Origin of the sequence: Nocardia blacklockiae, from assembly GCF_015477355.1 — a bacterium.
Lineage (GTDB): Bacteria > Actinomycetota > Actinomycetes > Mycobacteriales > Mycobacteriaceae > Nocardia > Nocardia blacklockiae.
The window spans coordinates 80056-96668 of sequence record NZ_JADLRJ010000010.1; the positions used below are offsets into that span (position 1 = coordinate 80056).

The window sequence follows — 16613 nt, forward strand, 5'->3', positions numbered from 1 at the left end:
GTCAGGGGATTCGGGTGCCGAGCGCGGCGACGGCTCGGTCGGCCGCGATCAGGGCGCTGTTGATCGAGATCTCGCCGCGCATCCCCGGCGCGGCGACCATGTCGCCGACGAGGTAGACGTCGTCGCCGCGGTCGATGGCGGGGCGGTCGTGCCAGGTGTGGCCGGGCAGGTCGAGTGCGCCGGTGCGGTTCCTCGCCGTCGCGGTGCGGTGAAAAGTGGTGCGGGAGCGCCGGTCCGGGATGGTCAGGTCGGCGAACGCCTCGAGTCGACGATGCGCGTCCGGCGCGGATTCACCGGCGCGGATGGGCATCTGCAGTTGGTAGAGCGACTCGCCGGCCGGGGCGACGGTGTCGTCCTGCATGGTGTAGCTCTCGTGGAAACCGCCCTCGTCCAGGTCGAATACCAGTGTCCGGTCGCGGCGGGAGGCGGTGACCGCGATGTCGAGCAGCGCGGTGTGGCCGCTGCGCCAGTCCAATGCGGGGTCGCCGAGCAGGCGGCGGGCGGCGTGCAGATCCGTCGCGACGATCACCGGACCACCGGTGGGCACTTCGTCGATCCGGGCGCCGGTCTCGATCCGCACACCGAGTTCGGTTGCGCGAGTGGTCATGTCGTCGATGACGTGCTGCCATCCGCCGCGCACCCAGCGCACCGCCGGAACCGCGGGACCGAACACCCGGCGGATCAGACCCCAGACGAAAGCCGCTGAGAGGCCGCCGGTCTCGGCGTCGTAGGTGACGACGCTGATCGCGTTGGCCAGCTGTGTCGCGGTGTGCTCGCCCCACCGCGAGGCGGCCCAGCTGTGGAACTCGACGTCGACCGGCGCCTTGGTGCCGGTGCTCGCCTGCGCGCGAATCATGCCCGGCGGCGGCACCTTCCGAATGCGACCGCCGGCCCGGAAACCGAGTCGCGCCCAGCCGCCGATGCCCGGCCATCCCAGGTCGGAGACGAAGCCGTGCCGCTTCAGCCATGCGTAGTGCGGGCCGTCCGCGTAGAACACATGCGCGCCCTCGTGCACCACATACGGCGGGGGTGTGGCGCGGCCGCGGCCGCCCAGGCGGTGATGTGCCTCGAAAAGCCGTACCGGGACGCCGGTTTCGGCGGCGGCGATCGCCGCGGTCAATCCGGCGAGCCCGCCCCCGATGACGGTGAGGTGTGCGTTCACGGTGTCCCCTCTTCCTCCGCGCCCGCCCGGTGCAGGCGGGCGACGACCATTTCCGCCGTCGCGCGCAAGTAGCGCTCGGGATCGACCTGGGTGGGGTGCTGCCCGCCGAAGGTGTCGCTGATCAGCCAGTAGTGCGCGATCGCGCCGACCAGCACCGCTGCGGTGGCCTCCCAATCCTGGCTCGCGCCTTCGGGTCCGGCGAGCTCGAGCAGGCCGCGCAGGACCGCGGTGACGAACACCATGTACTCGTCACGGCGGAACACCTCGAGTACGGCGGTGTCGATCGAGTTGTCGCGCAGCAGGATTCGGTTGACGTCCCGGTCGTGTTCGAGCCGGTTCAGACCGATGCCGAACAGCATGGTCAACTTGTCGACGGTCGAGGCGCCCGGGGCGAGCGAATCCAGCCACGCCGTGATCGAGAAGTCCTCGGCCAGCAACGGCCCCCACTGGCCGCGCTCGCCCAGCCGTGTCCGGACCGCCTCGATCAGCAGCTCGTCCTTCGCCCGGAAATGCCGATACAGCGCGCCCGACCCAGCGGAAAGCCCTGCGGCCTTCTCGATCTGGGTCACGGTCGTGCGCGCGTATCCCTGCGCGCCGAACAGGCGCAACGCCTCGCTGATGATCCGATCCCGCGTCGAGTCGCCCATGACCACCTGTAAGTAAGTGCTTACTTTCATCCCAGCCTACGGCTGGAGCGCCGCCGCGCGCAACCGCGCCGCCGCGAAAACCTCCTCTGGTTCCCGCGAGTTCAGGAGTACAGCAAGGTGTTCACGACGCGTTGGGCGAATTCGCGGCTCGGGACCGGCAGGGGAGCGTGGTCGCCGTCGGCGATGATCCGCAGTGGCGGCTGTCCCGGCGCGGTGGTGAGCCGGGCCACGTAGGTGCTCTCGTCGATGCGCAGCAGTTCTCCCGGGGGCAGCGATTCGACTCCGCTGTAGTTCGTTTGGGGATCGAACACAATCCCGTACGACCACCAGGCGTCGTGACCGCTGGAGGGTTGGTCGCGAGCGCCGCTGGAGTAGGCGACGAGGCAGTAGTCGTTCTCCGGCGAGATGTCGGCCGGTGTCGTCAGCGGGCCGATGATGTCGAGAGCGACGGTGCACAGCCGATTGCTCCGAACCTGCACGGCGAGATCGCTGATGCCGACACCGGGCGATGGTGGCGTGGGGACGAACACCCTGTACCCGGGAAGCCGCGGCCCCGGGCCGGTGAGCCGCGGGACGACGGCCGAGGCGGCTTGGACGGCAAGGGATTCGGTGCTGTCGACCTGATCGTTGCCGGGCGCGGGGGATACGGTGAGGGAGAGCAAGGGCCTCAGGTTCAGGCCTGCGGGCAGATCGTCGACGAGCCGGACCGTCAGCACGGTGCCCGCGACCACGTCTCGGTCGGCGGTTCTGATCCTTGCGGTAGCCGGCTTGCCCGCGATCGGCGGACGCGAATCGCCGGTCGTGATGTCGCTCAACGCCAACCTGGCCCGCAGCCGCGTCGTGTACACGCCGCAGGAACCGTCGTGGTGTCGTCGCAGTATCGCCGCCTCGCCCAGGAACGTCTGCCATTGCTGCGGGCCCGCGGCCGCGCACAGCACCTGCGCCTGCGTCTCGGGCAGCAGGTCGGCGACCTGCTGCCCGGTCGGCATCGCGACCGGCCGCTCGGGATAGTCCGCCGGATCCGGTGGCGGTATCGGGGCGATCGACTGCGTCGTGGTTACGTCCCGCCGGGCGGCGTAGTCGTCGCTCACCGCGCAACCGGCCGACACCGACGCCACCGCGACCGCGGCAATCACCAGCCGAGCACATCGTGTGCGCATGACGACCTCTTCTCCGAATCGACGACGCTCCGGGCACACCGGGCTCGGTAGAGCGTCGCCTCTCGGTCTTGCCATTCGCTTAACAAGCCTTGCGATATCCGGGTAACCAGGCCGAACGGCGGCGCCTGCTATGACACCGGCGTGATGTCGAGCGAAAGGCGTTGTAGTGCGGCCAGTTCGCGGAGGACGGGCGTGCCGGTGGGGGTGATCGCGGCGGTTGTGCGACGTTCGTGGTCGATGGCTATCGCGAGGGGGGTCGTGGCGATGTTGAGTGTCCGAGGGAGGGTGTCGTTGTAGAAGTAGATCGGGAGCCAGGCGGGCAGGTGGGTTGTCTGGGACTCGCCTGCCGGGCCGGATTCGGTGAGGACCGTCAATCCCGGTATGGGCTCGTCGAGAGCGTTCAGCAGTCGATCGCAGTGGCCGCAGTGCGGGCTGACTATCAGCAGCACCGACGGTCGGCGGATTTCGTGGAGGGTGGTGACGGTCCCGTCCGCGGCGAGTAAGGGGAGTGGCGGAAGGAGGGCGCCGATCAGCAGTTGTGGTGGTCCGTCGTGTTCGAGGGTGAAATGTTCCAGCGCAGGCGCGAGCCGAGTGAGCAGCCCGATCAGAAGCACCGATTGCACGACGACGACTGCCGATACGGTTGCCAGGACGAGGATCCAGGGCCAGCTCATGCGGTCACCTTTCAGAATCGAGGACCGCACTCAGCGGCCGGTACAGCGACACCACCTTGCGACCGGCCGCCACCAGCTGTCGGCCCACAGACCCGAGGACCACCAGTAGCAGGGCCGCCCAGCCCGACTCGTCGGGCAATGACAACTGACCGGGCACGCGAGGACCCGGAACCGGGACGAGTGCATCGACGGGGACGATCACCACCACTGCCGCCATGGCGGCGAGCAACAGGTTCCGGGCGACCAGTGCCCACCCGATCTCGCGGTCGCCCGCGGAACCTCCACAGCCGCAGTCGAATCGGCGACCGCCGATCAGATTCGCGGCCATCGCGGCAGCGAAAACTATCAGCAGCAGGATCGCGGCGGCCATGGCGACACTCGGCACGACGCCGATGAACAACAGTGCGCCGCAACCGATCTCCAAGCCGATGACCGTTGCGGCTACCAGTGGGACCGCCGGTGTCGGCACCGATTCGTAGCGAGCGACCGCGCGTGTGAAGCCGCGCGGTGCGGCTGCTTTGCCGAGTCCGGCGGACAGGAAGATCACAGCGATCGCTAAGCGCGCGACGAGTAATACGAAACCGGCGACCTCGGTCAATACCACTGTCCCCCTACATGTTTCGGACGGGGGACACCGCAGGCCCATCGGGCGCGGCGCGAGAATGCCCGCCGCGGGTCGATCTCCGTCAACAGCCGCGCCCGGTGTTCCAGCTCTTGTCACCACAAGCCCCGAATGTCGCGGACTTGCGACAGACGACCTGGCCCGCGACGGCGGAACAGTCGTATCCCTTCTGGCCCAAGGCGGCCGCGAAATCCTCCGCATTCTGTCGCGCGCTACGCACGGGGTCGGCATGACAGTCGTAGACACACCTGCTGCCGGTGGTCTCGGACTGGTTGAGGGAGCACCGCTGCTCGCACATCTCGGTGTGCCGGGGCGTGCGGGCCTGCGCCGGTGCGTGGCCGATCGTCGCCGTGATCCCGGCGGTCATTGTCGCAAGGACGAGCCGGGCCATATCGCGTCGATTCATCGAGTCCCCTCGGACATGGTGAAGAGGCGGAGTTGCGGCGGGGGCGGATCACGCGTGGTCGAAGAACTGGACCCGAATGTAGACGAGTCCGCTGGTCAGCGCGTCACGGACACGCCGGGACGGTGGACGGCATCGCACGAAGTCTCGCCATCGATACGCGATTGCCGGGACCGGTCCCGGGGGCCGGTGTCAGGATCGGTGTCACCGCGAATCGACAAGGACGGGGTGAGACGGATGTGCCGGACGATGGAACCCGTGGGCGGACGCCGGTTGCCTGCCTCGCACGACAGCCTCGCCCGCGGCGTGGCGGCACCGGCGGCGGGGACGGTGTCGGCGCTGTCGCTGCTCGGCGGCGTCACCTTCGGCCCGAAAGAAGGCCGCGAGCTCGTCTTCGGGCGCAACCGGCCGCAGGTCCACGTCTGCCTCGGGGAGAACGACCTGCGGATCAGCCGCCGCCACGGCACCCTCGTCCACGGCGACGGCCGCTGGTGGGTCCACAACCTCGGCGCCGAGCCGATCCGGATCGCCGAAACCTGCCTGCTGTTCCGCAACGAGGAACCCGTGCCGCTCGAACCCGGCTACACACCGCTGTTCATCCGCGGCTCCGAACGACGCGAACACCTGCTCGAAATCTTCGTCAACGACGCCGAACTCACCGAACCCGGCCCACGCCACCGCCACGTGACCTACCCCGGCGTCTCCTACGACCTCACCGACACCGAACGCCTCGTCCTCGTCGTCCTCGGACAGCGCTACCTACGCCGCGAACCACGCCCGCAACCCTGGACCAGACAAGCCACCACCCACCTGCTCACCCAACTCCAACCCGACGCCGGCTGGAAACGCCGCCGCGTCGAGGAACTCGTCACCGCCGTCCGCCAGCGCCTGTCCCGCCTCGGCGTACCCGGCCTCACCGCCGACGAGGTACCCCAGCCGATCGGAAACATGCTCAACCACAACCTGATCCAACACCTCATGCAGTCGGGCACCCTCGTCCCCCGCGACCTCGCCCTCATCGACTTCGGCAGCGAGGACTGACGCGCCTTCGGATCATCACCCTCGCGCTTCGATGCCGAGTGTGCGTGGCGCTTGGCCTGATTAGGGGGTTCGACGGCCTATCAGGCGGGGCGGGGAGGGGGGTGGTGGCTCGATACTCGAGGCGTTCGGCGCGTCGAGGAAAGGTCGCCATGTCACCCACCATCGTTCTCGTGCACGGGGCATTCGCCGATGCCTCCAGTTGGGCTCCGGTTGTCGAGCGGCTGCTGGGGGAGGGGTTGTCCGTTGCCGCGCCGCCGGTGTTCAATCGGAGCCTGTCCGCCGACGCTGCCTATATCCGGTCCTTCGTCGAGCAGATCGACGGGCCGGTGCTGCTGGCCGGGCATTCGTATGGTGGCGCGGTCATCACCGTGGCGGGTCTCGCCGAGAACGTCGCCGGGCTGGTGTACGTGTCCGGTTACGCCTTGGACGAAGGCGAGAGTCTCGGGCAGTTGCAAGGCGGATTTCCCGACTCGGAACTGGCTGCGCACCTGGTGTATTCGACGTACCCCGGTGGCGGTACCGACGTCTCGGTCGAGGTGGCCGCGTTCCCGGAGATCTTCGCGGCCGGTCTGGACCGGCGGCGTGCCGCGGTGCTGGCCGTGTCGCAGCGTCCGCTGTCCGCCGCCGCCTTCACCGAGCCCGCCACCGCGGCGGCGTGGAAGTCCAAGCCCGGCTGGGGCATCGTCTCCACCGCGGACCGCACCATCAACCCGAAGGTCGAGCGGTTCGGCTACCGGCGCGCGGGGCTGCGTTCGATCACCGAGATCGACGGCCCGCACCTGATCATGCAGACCCACCCCGACGAGGTGACGGCCGTGCTCGCCGCCGCCGTCGCCGAATTGTCCTGAACCGCTTCGTTTCCCGCACCAGTCCCGGAAAGGGCAATCTCATGACCACCATCGTTCTCGTGCACGGCGCCTTCGCCGACTCCTCCAGTTGGAACGGCGTCGTGGAACGTCTTACCGCCCAAGGTCATTCGGTGCTCGCGGCCGCTAATCCGCTGCGCGGGCTGGACTCCGATGCCGCCTATGTCGCCTCCGTTCTCGATACCGTCGCGGGTCCGTGTGTCCTGGCCGGGCATTCCTACGGCGGCAGCGTGATCAGCGTTGCGGCACAAGGCAAAGCGAACGTGACCGCGCTGGTCTACATCGCGGCGTTCATTCCCGATGTCGGCGAGAGCGCCCTCGAACTGACCGACAAGTTCCCCGGCTCGACTCTCGGCCCGACGACCCGGTCCGCCGAGTACCCACTCCCGGACGGCGGCACCGGAACCGAGCTCTACATCCGCCAGGACGAGTTCCCCGGTCAGTTCGCCGCCGACGTCGACCCGGCCACCGCGCGACTGATGGCGGCCACCCAGCGCCCGGTCGCCCTCGCCGCCCTGCAACAGCCCGCGGCCGCGGCGGCCTGGCGGACGATTCCCGCCTACGCCCTGCTCACCACGGACGACAAGAACATCCCGATCGAGGCACAGCGATACATGGCCGGCCGCGCGGGCGCGATCAGCGTGGAAATCCCGGCCTCCCACGCGGTTTCGGTGTCGCGTCCGGCCGAGGTCGCCGAACTGATCGCGCGCGCCGCGGTGCGGTAGCCTAGTCGTTCTCGGGCGGCCAGACGTAGAAGCGCTCCGGGGTGATCCGCACGATCAACCGCTCGGCGTCCGGTTCCGGGGGCGGGGTAGCGCCGTTCATGTAGCGGCCGTACATCTCGTGCAGCAGCACCTTGTCGGGGTCGGCGGTGAGCTCGACGCGGCCGCGGACCTCGACGTAACGGCCGTCGTCCCGGCCGTAGAGCAGCAGGCTGACGCGCGGGTCACGCCGCATGTTGCGCGTCTTCAACCGGCCCTCGATGGTGCTGAACACGATGTCGTCGCCGTCGTACTTCACGAAGATCACCGACGATTGCGGGCGGCCGTCGGCGTTGGTGGTGGCGAGAATCGCCGCGTGCGGGCTGTCGATGAGCGTGCGGGCCGCCCGGTCGGCTGTTGTGGTCATGGGATCCGGTCCTTCCGTCTGGGGTTTCAGGGATACAGACCACGGCCGGGCGGAAAAGGAATCGGGTGCGGCGCGAGAATTTCGCACACATCCGCCGCGATACAGTTCGATGTCCCGGAGAGGAGGGGGCGTCGTGCCGACGGAGGACCGATCACCGAACGCCGAGTTCGCCGACCTGACGCAGCCGTACCGGCGCGAGCTGCTGGCGTACTGCTACCGCATGCTCGGCTCGCACGAGGACGCCGAGGACCTGGTGCAGGAGACCTACCTGCGGGCGTGGCGCGGTTACGACGGCTTCCAGGAACGCGCCTCGGTCCGCACGTGGCTCTACCGCATCGCCACCAACGCGTGCCTGACGGCGCTGGCCCACCGCAGCCGTCGGGTACTGCCCGCCGACCTGGGTGACGCCAGCGGAAACCCTTACGCCGCAACGGATCCCGCCGACAACGGCGTCGCGTGGCTGGGTCCGCTGCCGGACGCCTTGGTGACCTCGCCGTCCGACGATCCGGCCGCGGTGGCCGTGACCCGCGACAGCCTCCGGCTCGCGCTGATCGCCACGCTGCAGCACCTGTCCGGGCGTCAGCGCGCGGTGCTGATCCTGCGGGACGTACTGGACTTCCCGGCCGCCGAGGTCGCGGAGCTACTCGGCACCAGTACCGCCGCGGTCAAGAGCACCTTGCAGCGCGCCCGCGCTCGCGTCGACGGTCTCGCGCACGCCGCGGCGCACCGCAGCGAGCCGACCGATCCGCGCGGCCGCGCCCTGCTCGACGAATACATCGCGGCCTTCGAAAACGCCGATGCCATTCTGCTCGAGCGCATTCTGCACCGGGACGCGGTGATCGAGATGCCGCCGTCGCGCACCTGGTTCTCCGGCAAGCGGACCTGCGTCGCCTACCTGGCGAACCAGGTGCTCGGCACCCCGGGCACCTGGCGCATGCTGCCCACGAGCGTCAACGGCATGCCCGCCGTCGCGGCCTACCACCGCGACGACACCGGCACGTACATCGCCTTCGGAATCGGCGTCCTCACAACGGGTTCCGGCGGAATCACGCACATCGCCGTTTTCGGCGACCCCGACCTCGTCCGGCACTGCGGGTTGCCCGCCACTGCGGGCACGAGGTTTCCTGGTGCCGAACCGTGACAGCCGGATCGATCGCCGCCAACCCGACGGGCGATCGATCCGGGAACACGCGAACCGGCGATCGGTGGACGGCCCCACCGATCGCCGGTCGTACTTATCGAGTTGTCACCGGGCGAGCGAGCCGCGCAGGTCGGTGAGGGTGGCGCGGCGCTCGTAGGCGATCCAGGCGAAGATCGCGGCGAGGGCCAGCGGGAAGATCGCCATCGCGGGCTTGTCGGCGATGAAGGCCTGCGTGCCCGCGGCGAGCACGGTGAGCACGGCCAAGCCGACGGCGGCCAGGGCGGTCAGGCGCGGCACCATCAGGCCGATACCGCCGGCGACCTCCGCGACTCCGATGAAGATCAGCAGCCCGAGGGGGATGGTCAGATTCGCGGAGGCGTTCTCCGCCAGGGCGGTCGGCATCACGAGCTTCGGCCCGCCGGAGGCGATGACGAAGAACAGGCCGAGCACGATCTGCAGGGTCCACAGGACGCGGTGGCGGATCTTGCCGGGAACGGCGTCGGCGGTGAAGGTGGCAGCGGCGTTGGCGGTGGTCATTTCTTCGGTCCTTCTGGTCGGTCGCGCCGGGTTGGTGGCGCGTTCACCAGAAGAGACGGAGCCTCGTCCGAGGATTCATCGCTGTCCGCGAAAATTCTTCGGGAACGCGTCGTCCCTCGGACACGAGCGGGCCCCGGGACGATCCCCGGGGCCCACTCCTGTTGCCGGAGTGCATTCTTCGGGCACGTGCGGCGATGGCGCTCAGTAATAGTGCGCTCGCCCGCCGACCGGGCGGCCCACCGCGCCGAGCAGCGCGAGGATCGCCCCGACCACGAGGGCGATGATGCCCAAGGTCCACAGGACCGGGATGTTGAAGATGAACCCGAGGACCAGGAGAATGACTCCGATGGTAAGCATGGCGTACTTCCTCACTCCGAAAATATCTGTACGGCAATCGTTTCCAGCACTCGGCGCCTGAGCGTCTCGTGCCGACCAAACCCGCAATACCCCGATATCCGCGGACCTAACAGGAGGAGTGCGCCCGGCTACCGTCCGGTGAGTTCGGCGACCACCGGCGCGAACCTCTCGGCGTAGTCGGCGCCGAAGACGAAGTAGGAGAAGCCCAGCTCCTCCCGTCGCCGCTGGATCTCCTCGACGGCGGCCTTCGGGTCGTCCGGCAAGATGGCCAGCGCGCCCGCCGCGCGCAGCGCCGCGGGGTCGGTGTCGGGCGGCGCCATGTGCGGCGCGACGTAGTCGCCGATCACCGGCACGGCGAGCGCCAGTTCCACGTCCTCGGTGCGGAATTCGCGTGCCAGCCGCTCGACCTCGTCTCGGGACTGCGGCCCCAGCGCGAAGGTCACCGTGTCGGCGGCCTCGGCCGCCAGCGCGCGGGCCTTCGGTCCGAGGACGGCCATCGCGACCGGCGTGTGCAGGTCCGGGCCGTCGAATTCCCGCAACGCCCTGACGGTTTCGCGCACCTGGTTCAGTCGCTCACCCGGCGACGGGACAGGAATCCCCTTGTCGCGCAGCTCGTCCTCGATGCCCGGCCGACCGGTGCCGATGCCGAGCTCGAAGCGCCCGTCGGTCAGCAGCGACAGCGAATGCGCCTCCCACGCCGTCAGCCAGGGGGAGCGGAACGGCGACGCGTACACCCAGGTGCCCACGCGCAGGTCGGTCAGGGCGGCGACGGTGGCCAGCAGCGGGGCGGGCGCGGGCTGAGTGAGCGGGAAATCGGGGACCAGCAGCGTCGAGTAGCCGCTGTCGGCAATGCGGCGCGCGCGGTCGCGCCACGCCGGTAGGTCGGTCATGAGCGGGGCGACGACCCCGAATCGGAATGGTCTCGTCATGCCGTACTCCTCTCTGCGGTCGGCGAGAGCCTGCCGGCCGACGCGACACAGCCTGGATCGCTCCATGGTCGTTGGCATCGGTACGCCGTAGGTATAATATAAGTCAAAACTTATGAAGGAGGACGCGATGGCACTGTTGACCGATCCCGTGGAAGTGGCCGGACTCGTGGTCCGGGAGGTACGCAACGGCACCCGTGAGGGGGCGCCCACCAAAATCGCCGTCGCGCGGCGCACATACGCCACCGACCGGAAAGATCTGTGGCACGCGCTGACCGACAGCGAGCGGATTCCGCGCTGGTTCCTGCCGGTCAGCGGAGATCTGCGGGTCGGCGGTCGGTACGCGCTGGAGGGCAATGCGAGTGGTGTCGTCGAGCGGTGCGAGGCGCCGGAGCGGTTCGCCGTCACCTGGGAGATGGGGCCGCAGGTGTCGTGGCTGACGGTCACGCTCACGCCCGAGGGCGAGGGCACCGTGCTGGAGTTGGTGCACGAGGCGCACGTCGATCCCGATCTGTGGGCGCAGTTCGGGCCCGGCGCGGTGGGCGTCGGCTGGGACCTGGCCCTGATGGGGCTGGGCCTGCACCTGTCGAGCGGCGAGGCGGTGGATCCCGAGGCGGGCGCGGCCTTCCCGACCACGCCCGAGGGCCGGGCCTTCGTGCGGGCCGCCGCGGCGAGCTGGGCCGACGCCGCGGCCGCCGCCGGTGACGACCTCGCGCAGGCCCGCGCGGCCGCCGAGCGGACGACGGATTTCTACACCATCGAGCCCGAGGATTCGAATTCTTGACCGCTGCGTCGCAGGCGCGAATTTTCGACGCGCTCGGCGACCAGATCCGCCGCACCGTGCTGGAGCTGCTCGCCACCACCGGCGAGCAGCCCGCCGGCGCGATCGTGGCCGCCGTCCAGCGGGAGGCGAGCATCTCCCAGCCCGGCGTCTCCCAGCACCTCAAGATCCTGCGCGACGCGGGCCTGGTGACCGTCCGCGCCGAGGGCACCCGCCGCTTCTACGCCCTCGACCAGGCGGGCATAGCGGCCGCCCGAGCCTGGCTCGCCCTCCTCGCCGAGCCCCTCACCCAATTCGCCCAACCCATGGACGCCCTCGCCACCGAGATCGCCCGCGGTAAACGCGCTCGCCGCAGGGATATCCCCGACCTGCCGGAGGAGACACGAGCCGAAGGGGCCTGAGGTTCGCTCTCGTGCGCGGCTGCGGTTCGTGCGCGGTGGGCGCTCGCTACGGCAGGTGGGATCGGAGGAACATGCCGGACCGTGTCGGGCCGAGGGTTGTGCGGTGCGGTGGGTACGCTCGCGCGGAACCCGCGACAAGGAGTGTGTATGGGCGTCACCGCCACCGACAGCCTGGCCCGGATCGCGTTTCCGCTGCCGCCGTGCCCGGACGAGGATCGGGCGTTTCACGAGCAGTGGCCGGTGCGGCTGGGGGACACCGACGGCGACGAGCGCTTGCGGCTGGACGCCGTGGCGCGGTATCTGCAGGACATCGGGTACGACCACCTGAAGGTCGTCGAGGACGGGGAGCTGCATCCGGGGTGGATCGTGCGCCGCACCGTGATCGACGTGCTGCGGCCGATCGCGTTCGGCGACCGGGTGCACCTGCGGCGGTGGCCGTCGGCACTGTCGAATCGCTGGTGCAACATGCGGATTCAGGTGCGCGGCGAGGACGGTGGCCTGATCGAGACCGAGATGTTCCTCATCCACGTGGACATCGAGGGGGCGCGACCCGCCCGCATGACCGACCGCTTCATGGCGCCGATGCTCGCGGCCACCACCGAACACCGTCTGCGGTGGCGCGCCGCCCTGCGCGAGTCCACCGGCATCGACGCACAGGTGTGGCCGTTCCCGTTGCGCGTCACCGACATCGACCGCTACGGCCACGTCAACAACGCCGTGCACTGGGAGGCCGTGGAGGAGGCGATGGCGCGCTTCCCCGACAGCCAGGCCCTGCCCTACCGGGTGATCCTCGAGCACGCCGGCCCGGTCATGGCGGGCGACGACGTCCTCGTCCGCGCTTGGCACGCCGACTCCGCCCTGCACGTACAACTCGAAGTAGACGGCAGCGCACGCACTTTGGCCCGCATCGAATCGAATCTCACCGCTTAGAGCGGTCCGCGCCGGATCAGAGCCAGCGGCGGACGTGGGTGCGGTAGTCGGCGTAAACCTGGCCGAAACGTGTTGTGAGATAGCGCTCTTCGGGCTCGATGACCAGTCGGGTGACGAGCAGGAGCGCGAGGGGGAGTAGGAGGAGCGGCCACCAGGTGTCGGCGAGGATGCCGAAGCCGAGGACGGCCGCGGCGAGGCCCGTGTACATCGGGTTGCGGGAGAAGCGGTAGCTGCCGGTGGTTATCAGTGTCGAGACCGGTCGGTGCGGGACGATCGTCGTGCGGTGCCGCACGACCGCCGCAGCGCCGGACAGTGTGAACAGCACGCCTGCCGCGCCGATTACGGCCCCGGTGACGGCCCTCGGGAGGCCGCCGCCGAGGGAGAGGGGCAGGACCTCGTTCAGCAGGATGCCGCCCGCGAGCGCGGCGGCGTAGTAGAGCGGCGGCGGGATGTAGACGACGTGTGCGCCGCGTTCGGAGACGGAGCTGGCGGCCATGATCGGCTCACTTTCGATAGAGTGAAACTCTATCTAATAGATGACTACTCTGATGCGGTGGTTGTCAAGAGGCGATACGAGTCGGCGCACCGGCAGGACCAGGCGCGTCGGACCCGGCTGGCGGTGCTGGACGCGGCGCGGACCCTGTTCGTGTCCGCCGGCTACGGCGCCACCACCCTCGCGGCGGTCGCGCGGGAGGCCGGGGTGGCGGTCCAGACGGTGTACAAGATCTTCGGGAACAAGAAGACGCTGCTGTCGGACCTGGTGGACGTGACGATCGCCGGCGACGACGAGCCGACCGAACTCGCCCGGCGGCAGTTCGTGGACGACATCCGTGCCCTCGGCGACGCCCGCGCCAAATTGGCGAGGTACGCAACGCATCTCGCGAGCACCCATGCCCGGGAGGCGGAGATCATGCTCGCGGTCGAGAGCGCCGCCGCCGTCGACCGGGACGCGGCCGACATCCTGCGGAAGAACCGGGAGGAGCGGCGAGCGGGGATGACGATGTTCGCCGCGGACCTGGCCGAGACCGGCGAACTCCGCCCCGACTACTCCCGCGACATGATCGTCGACGTGCTGTGGCTGGCCATGGACGTGCGCAACTTCGAGTGGCTCGTCCGGCAGCGCGGGTGGAGCCCGGCGCAATTCGAGCGCTGGTACGTCGAGTCGGTGGCGGCGGCCATCCTGGTCGAGGGCGGAAAGTAGCGACGGAACGCACGGCTCGGTGGTATCGCAGAAAAAAGTAGTGGAATGGATCATTCCGTTCTGTTAGACTGGGAACAACAGGCCACGGAGAGCGCGGCCCGAAGGAGAGGCGAGAAGATGACCGAGAACACCGTGACCGAGTGGACCGTGCTGGACGAGGCGCACACCGCGCTGCGGACCGTGGTGCGCGGGCTGACGGAGGCGGACCTGCTCCGGCCGACGCCCTGCGCGGAATGGACTGTGGCGCAGGTGATTCAGCACGCGGCGGGAGATCAGGTCGCGTACGCGGCGTTCCTCACCGGCGGGCCCGGTCCGGAGGAGAACCCCTTCGCGCCGTCGGGCACCCTCGCCGAACCCGCCGAGGCCGTCATCGAGCGCGCGACGACCGCGGCCGCCGCCGCGTGGGCGACGGTTCCCGCCGACACCGCCGAGGTCTCGGTGCCGATCCCGCCGAACAAGCTGACCGCGGAGATGGGCGTCGGGGCGTGCGCGCTCGACGCCGCGGTGCACGCCTGGGATCTCGCGGTCGCGTCCGGCCAGCCGTCGCCGCTCACACCCGAACTGGCCCGGCGGCTGCTGCCGGTCGCACACACCCTGGCCGACCCGCTGCGCGGCTTCGCGTTCGCGGAAGCCTTGAGCGGCAACGACTCCGGCGATGTCGACGCATTGTTGCGCTACCTCGGCCGCGACCCCGAATGGCAGGCCTGACCCGCCGCGTCAGGGGCGGAAGACCGCCCGGACGCAACCCTGGTACTTGTGCTTGAACAGCTCGTATCCGCGTGCCGCGTCCTCCAGCGGCATGTCGTGGGTGACGAGGTAGGACGGGTCCAGGTCGCCCTGGCGGAGGTAGTCGAGCATGCGCGGCACGTACCGCTGGCCGTGCTGCTGGGCGGTGCGCAGGGTGAGGCTCTTGTTGGTCAGTGCGGCCATCGGGAACTTGTCGGTCAGGCCGTAGATGCCCAGGACCGACACGGTGCCGCCCTTGCGGCAGGCCAAGATCGCCTGCCGCAGCGGTAGAGCACCGCGAAAGCCGCTGTGCCGGTGAGACTGTCGGGTAGCGGTGTGCGCGCGTGCAGGGTCACCTCGGTGCCGAGGTTGTTCGGCGTCGCGCCAACACCTTTCGGCCTCGGCCACCGGCACCCCGATCGTGAGCGTCCGGGCGCGCCCGCCGCGGGACTCGACCTGCACGGCCTTCCCCGCGAGGGCGGTCAGCCGGCGTACGGCCTTGTCGAGGTAGGACATGAACTCTCCTGTCAGGCGGCCGGGCTGGGGCCGCCGACGGTGCCGGGGCGGGCGCTGCCGTGGCGGGTGCCGGTCGCGCGGGGCAGGATCAACCCGAGTAGCACCATGCCGGCGCCGAGGCCGAGGTGCAGCCAGTTGTCGGCGTTGTTCACGGGCACGAAGTTGGCGTCGCTGGACCGGTCGATGAGCAATCCGTACAACCACAGCAGCAGGTAGATCACGCCGCCGCCGAGCAGGAAGCCGCGTGCGGTGACGGCTGTGCGCGCGGCGAGCAGGCCGACGACGCCGAACAGCAGATGCACGATGTTGTGCAGCACCGATACCTGGAAGACACCGAGCAGTTTCGCGTCGGTGTGGTGACCGGCCCAGGTCAGAGTGTCGTAGTCGGTGGTGATGCCGGGAATGAAGCCCAGGATGCCCACCAGCAGGAACACCGCGCCGACCGCCAGCGAGCCGAACTGGACGACGGAGCGCCGATGCGTATGCGCGTCGAAGGTTGTCATGACGGGAGGCCTTTCGAATCGGCTGTACGGCAGCGCACGCGGTGCTGCCGTCGATGTCGGCGACTTACCCTCGGGTGTTCGGCGAAAACAGGCACCGGGGCGATCGGTCAGCCTGCGGCGTGGGACAGCGCGAAGGCGAGGAGGAAACCGGCCACGGTGATGGGGCCGATCCACAGCTGGGCGTCCTCGAACGCCTCCGGGATCATGGTGTCGGCGATCATCGTCAGGATCGCGTTACCGGCCAGCGCGGTGATCGCGGCGAGCACCGCCGCGGGCGCACCGCCGAGCGCGCCGTATCCGAGCATCGCCGCCAGTGCGCTGATTACCGCGATCCCCGCCCACAACCCGAACACGTAGCCGCGGCCGCGCCCGGCGCGCCGCATACCCGACGCGCTGGACAGGCCCTCCGGAATATTGCTCACGAACACGGCCGCGACCGTGACCGCGCTGACCGAGCCGCCGCCGAGCAGGCTGGTGCCGATCACGATCGACTCGGGTACGCCGTCGAGCAGCGCGCCCAGCGCGATCGCGGTCCCGGAACCCGACTGCTGTGCCTCGGACGGTTGCTGGTCGCCTGAGCGCTTGCGGTGGCGGGCGCCGTGCCGGGCCAGCGCCACGTTCGCGCCCGTGTAGAGCAGCGCCCCGCTCACCGCCCCGACCGCCGTCCACGCCATGCCGCCGCGCTCGTGCGCCTCGCCGATCAGCTCGAACGACACCGCCGACAACAGCACACCGCTACCGAAGGCCATCACCGCCGCGACCAACCGGGTCGGTATCCGGCCCAGATAGCCGGCCACCGCGCCGATCAGCAACGCCGAACCGGCCAGCAGACCCCAGCCGCCGGCCTCGAACACACCCGTCACCGCATCACTCCGCACACCTGGCTCATGA

The 16613-nt window shown here is 69.6% G+C and carries 22 protein-coding genes and 1 pseudogene; 9 read left to right on the forward strand and 14 right to left on the reverse strand.

Annotated features, from left to right (window positions below; all coding sequences use genetic code 11):
• Nucleotide 1 precedes the first annotated feature (1 nt).
• From IU476_RS26505 to IU476_RS26530, 6 genes are all read right to left on the reverse strand, one after another.
• Entirely contained in the window at nucleotides 2–1162 is a 1161-nt protein-coding gene (locus IU476_RS26505; RefSeq protein WP_195104507.1) for an NAD(P)-binding protein, read from the reverse strand.
• A complete protein-coding gene (locus IU476_RS26510) occupies nucleotides 1159–1809 on the reverse strand; it encodes a TetR/AcrR family transcriptional regulator (RefSeq protein ID WP_195104508.1) in 651 nt (216 codons plus the stop codon). Before IU476_RS26510 ends, IU476_RS26505 begins: the two co-directional genes overlap by 4 nt.
• Nucleotides 1810–1910: 101 nt before the next feature.
• Nucleotides 1911–2969: a hypothetical protein gene (locus tag IU476_RS26515; protein WP_195104510.1), complete on the reverse strand. Its 1059-nt coding sequence runs from the start codon at nucleotides 2967–2969 to the stop codon at nucleotides 1911–1913.
• 128 nt (nucleotides 2970–3097) lie between these two features.
• Entirely contained in the window at nucleotides 3098–3643 is a 546-nt protein-coding gene (locus tag IU476_RS26520) for a hypothetical protein (RefSeq protein WP_195104512.1), read from the reverse strand.
• Nucleotides 3644–3647: 4 nt separating this feature from the next.
• A complete protein-coding gene (locus tag IU476_RS26525; protein WP_195104513.1) occupies nucleotides 3648–4241 on the reverse strand; it encodes a MauE/DoxX family redox-associated membrane protein in 594 nt (197 codons plus the stop codon).
• An 88-nt stretch (nucleotides 4242–4329) separates the two neighbouring features.
• A complete protein-coding gene (locus IU476_RS26530; protein WP_195104515.1) occupies nucleotides 4330–4671 on the reverse strand; it encodes a hypothetical protein in 342 nt (113 codons plus the stop codon).
• Between the two features lie 246 nt (nucleotides 4672–4917).
• Here IU476_RS26530 and IU476_RS26535 point away from each other — a divergent pair, with 246 nt between their 5' ends.
• The 3 genes from IU476_RS26535 to IU476_RS26545 all read left to right on the forward strand — a co-directional run bounded on the left by IU476_RS26535 (nucleotide 4918) and on the right by IU476_RS26545 (nucleotide 7300).
• Nucleotides 4918–5709 (forward strand): FHA domain-containing protein, encoded by a 792-nt coding sequence (locus IU476_RS26535; RefSeq protein WP_195104517.1) that lies wholly within the window; start codon nucleotides 4918–4920, stop codon nucleotides 5707–5709.
• 149 nt (nucleotides 5710–5858) lie between these two features.
• Nucleotides 5859–6557: an alpha/beta hydrolase gene (locus IU476_RS26540; protein WP_195104518.1), complete on the forward strand. Its 699-nt coding sequence runs from the start codon at nucleotides 5859–5861 to the stop codon at nucleotides 6555–6557.
• Between the two features lie 41 nt (nucleotides 6558–6598).
• The gene (locus IU476_RS26545; protein ID WP_195104520.1) at nucleotides 6599–7300 is read left to right on the forward strand and encodes an alpha/beta fold hydrolase; all 702 of its coding nucleotides are present in this window, start codon (nucleotides 6599–6601) and stop codon (nucleotides 7298–7300) included.
• 1 nt (nucleotide 7301) lies between these two features.
• On the opposite strand, the gene IU476_RS26550 is transcribed toward IU476_RS26545, so the two are convergent.
• Nucleotides 7302–7703, reverse strand: a complete 402-nt coding sequence (locus IU476_RS26550) for a PPOX class F420-dependent oxidoreductase (RefSeq protein WP_195104522.1) — start codon at nucleotides 7701–7703, stop codon at nucleotides 7302–7304.
• Nucleotides 7704–7812: 109 nt separating this feature from the next.
• On the opposite strand from IU476_RS26550, the gene IU476_RS26555 reads away from it, so the two are divergent.
• A complete protein-coding gene (locus tag IU476_RS26555; RefSeq protein WP_195104524.1) occupies nucleotides 7813–8844 on the forward strand; it encodes a sigma-70 family RNA polymerase sigma factor in 1032 nt (343 codons plus the stop codon).
• Nucleotides 8845–8949: 105 nt separating this feature from the next.
• Here the strand turns inward: IU476_RS26555 and IU476_RS26560 are convergent, their stop codons facing one another.
• The 3 genes from IU476_RS26560 to IU476_RS26570 form a co-directional block, all read right to left on the reverse strand.
• Nucleotides 8950–9381, reverse strand: coding sequence for a DoxX family protein (locus tag IU476_RS26560; protein WP_195104525.1), 432 nt, complete (start codon nucleotides 9379–9381; stop codon nucleotides 8950–8952).
• Between the two features lie 201 nt (nucleotides 9382–9582).
• A complete protein-coding gene (locus IU476_RS26565) occupies nucleotides 9583–9738 on the reverse strand; it encodes a DUF6131 family protein (protein ID WP_195104527.1) in 156 nt (51 codons plus the stop codon).
• A gap of 128 nt (nucleotides 9739–9866) precedes the next feature.
• Nucleotides 9867–10667, reverse strand: a complete 801-nt coding sequence (locus tag IU476_RS26570) for an LLM class flavin-dependent oxidoreductase (RefSeq protein ID WP_195104528.1) — start codon at nucleotides 10665–10667, stop codon at nucleotides 9867–9869.
• A 127-nt stretch (nucleotides 10668–10794) separates the two neighbouring features.
• On the opposite strand from IU476_RS26570, the gene IU476_RS26575 reads away from it, so the two are divergent.
• The 3 genes from IU476_RS26575 to IU476_RS26585 all read left to right on the forward strand — a co-directional run bounded on the left by IU476_RS26575 (nucleotide 10795) and on the right by IU476_RS26585 (nucleotide 12776).
• Nucleotides 10795–11448 carry an SRPBCC family protein gene (locus IU476_RS26575; RefSeq protein WP_195104530.1) on the forward strand — a complete coding sequence of 218 codons (654 nt, stop codon included), beginning with the start codon at nucleotides 10795–10797 and terminating at the stop codon, nucleotides 11446–11448.
• On the forward strand, nucleotides 11445–11846 hold the full coding sequence (locus tag IU476_RS26580; RefSeq protein ID WP_195104532.1) for an ArsR/SmtB family transcription factor: 402 nt from the start codon (nucleotides 11445–11447) through the stop codon (nucleotides 11844–11846). Before IU476_RS26575 ends, IU476_RS26580 begins: the two co-directional genes overlap by 4 nt.
• 147 nt (nucleotides 11847–11993) lie before the next feature.
• Nucleotides 11994–12776 (forward strand): acyl-[acyl-carrier-protein] thioesterase, encoded by a 783-nt coding sequence (locus tag IU476_RS26585; RefSeq protein WP_195104534.1) that lies wholly within the window; start codon nucleotides 11994–11996, stop codon nucleotides 12774–12776.
• A 16-nt stretch (nucleotides 12777–12792) separates the two neighbouring features.
• On the opposite strand, the gene IU476_RS26590 is transcribed toward IU476_RS26585, so the two are convergent.
• Nucleotides 12793–13272 (reverse strand): methyltransferase family protein, encoded by a 480-nt coding sequence (locus tag IU476_RS26590; RefSeq protein WP_228824371.1) that lies wholly within the window; start codon nucleotides 13270–13272, stop codon nucleotides 12793–12795.
• A gap of 57 nt (nucleotides 13273–13329) precedes the next feature.
• On the opposite strand from IU476_RS26590, the gene IU476_RS26595 reads away from it, so the two are divergent.
• Nucleotides 13330–13977: a TetR/AcrR family transcriptional regulator gene (locus IU476_RS26595; RefSeq protein WP_195104536.1), complete on the forward strand. Its 648-nt coding sequence runs from the start codon at nucleotides 13330–13332 to the stop codon at nucleotides 13975–13977.
• Between the two features lie 117 nt (nucleotides 13978–14094).
• Nucleotides 14095–14685: a TIGR03086 family metal-binding protein gene (locus tag IU476_RS26600; RefSeq protein ID WP_195104538.1), complete on the forward strand. Its 591-nt coding sequence runs from the start codon at nucleotides 14095–14097 to the stop codon at nucleotides 14683–14685.
• Between the two features lie 9 nt (nucleotides 14686–14694).
• Here IU476_RS26600 and IU476_RS26605 read toward each other — a convergent pair.
• The 3 genes and pseudogenes from IU476_RS26605 to IU476_RS26615 all read right to left on the reverse strand — a co-directional run.
• A pseudogene (locus IU476_RS26605) lies at nucleotides 14695–14997 on the reverse strand (glutathione-dependent formaldehyde dehydrogenase); the annotation flags it as partial.
• Nucleotides 14998–15230: 233 nt separating this feature from the next.
• Nucleotides 15231–15722 carry a DUF4383 domain-containing protein gene (locus tag IU476_RS26610; protein ID WP_195104540.1) on the reverse strand — a complete coding sequence of 164 codons (492 nt, stop codon included), beginning with the start codon at nucleotides 15720–15722 and terminating at the stop codon, nucleotides 15231–15233.
• Between the two features lie 107 nt (nucleotides 15723–15829).
• Nucleotides 15830–16585, reverse strand: coding sequence for a ZIP family metal transporter (locus tag IU476_RS26615; RefSeq protein WP_195104542.1), 756 nt, complete (start codon nucleotides 16583–16585; stop codon nucleotides 15830–15832).
• Nucleotides 16586–16613 lie beyond the last annotated feature (28 nt).

Excerpts from the sequence above, each read along its gene's own strand:
- IU476_RS26515 (WP_195104510.1), bottom strand. The coding sequence starts at position 2,969 with ATGCGCACACGATGTGCTCGGCTGGTGATTGCCGCGGTCGCGGTGGCG.
- IU476_RS26540 (WP_195104518.1), top strand. The coding sequence starts at position 5,859 with ATGTCACCCACCATCGTTCTCGTGCACGGGGCATTCGCCGATGCCTCC.
- IU476_RS26570 (WP_195104528.1), bottom strand. The coding sequence starts at position 10,667 with ATGACGAGACCATTCCGATTCGGGGTCGTCGCCCCGCTCATGACCGAC.
- IU476_RS26530 (WP_195104515.1), bottom strand. The coding sequence starts at position 4,671 with ATGAATCGACGCGATATGGCCCGGCTCGTCCTTGCGACAATGACCGCC.
- IU476_RS26555 (WP_195104524.1), top strand. The coding sequence starts at position 7,813 with ATGTCCCGGAGAGGAGGGGGCGTCGTGCCGACGGAGGACCGATCACCG.
- IU476_RS26560 (WP_195104525.1), bottom strand. The coding sequence starts at position 9,381 with ATGACCACCGCCAACGCCGCTGCCACCTTCACCGCCGACGCCGTTCCC.
- IU476_RS26590 (WP_228824371.1), bottom strand. The coding sequence starts at position 13,272 with ATGGCCGCCAGCTCCGTCTCCGAACGCGGCGCACACGTCGTCTACATC.
- IU476_RS26585 (WP_195104534.1), top strand. The coding sequence starts at position 11,994 with ATGGGCGTCACCGCCACCGACAGCCTGGCCCGGATCGCGTTTCCGCTG.
- IU476_RS26510 (WP_195104508.1), bottom strand. The coding sequence starts at position 1,809 with ATGGGCGACTCGACGCGGGATCGGATCATCAGCGAGGCGTTGCGCCTG.
- IU476_RS26610 (WP_195104540.1), bottom strand. The coding sequence starts at position 15,722 with ATGACAACCTTCGACGCGCATACGCATCGGCGCTCCGTCGTCCAGTTC.
- IU476_RS26600 (WP_195104538.1), top strand. The coding sequence starts at position 14,095 with ATGACCGAGAACACCGTGACCGAGTGGACCGTGCTGGACGAGGCGCAC.
- IU476_RS26550 (WP_195104522.1), bottom strand. The coding sequence starts at position 7,703 with ATGACCACAACAGCCGACCGGGCGGCCCGCACGCTCATCGACAGCCCG.
- IU476_RS26575 (WP_195104530.1), top strand. The coding sequence starts at position 10,795 with ATGGCACTGTTGACCGATCCCGTGGAAGTGGCCGGACTCGTGGTCCGG.
- IU476_RS26520 (WP_195104512.1), bottom strand. The coding sequence starts at position 3,643 with ATGAGCTGGCCCTGGATCCTCGTCCTGGCAACCGTATCGGCAGTCGTC.
- IU476_RS26565 (WP_195104527.1), bottom strand. The coding sequence starts at position 9,738 with ATGCTTACCATCGGAGTCATTCTCCTGGTCCTCGGGTTCATCTTCAAC.
- IU476_RS26535 (WP_195104517.1), top strand. The coding sequence starts at position 4,918 with ATGGAACCCGTGGGCGGACGCCGGTTGCCTGCCTCGCACGACAGCCTC.
- IU476_RS26545 (WP_195104520.1), top strand. The coding sequence starts at position 6,599 with ATGACCACCATCGTTCTCGTGCACGGCGCCTTCGCCGACTCCTCCAGT.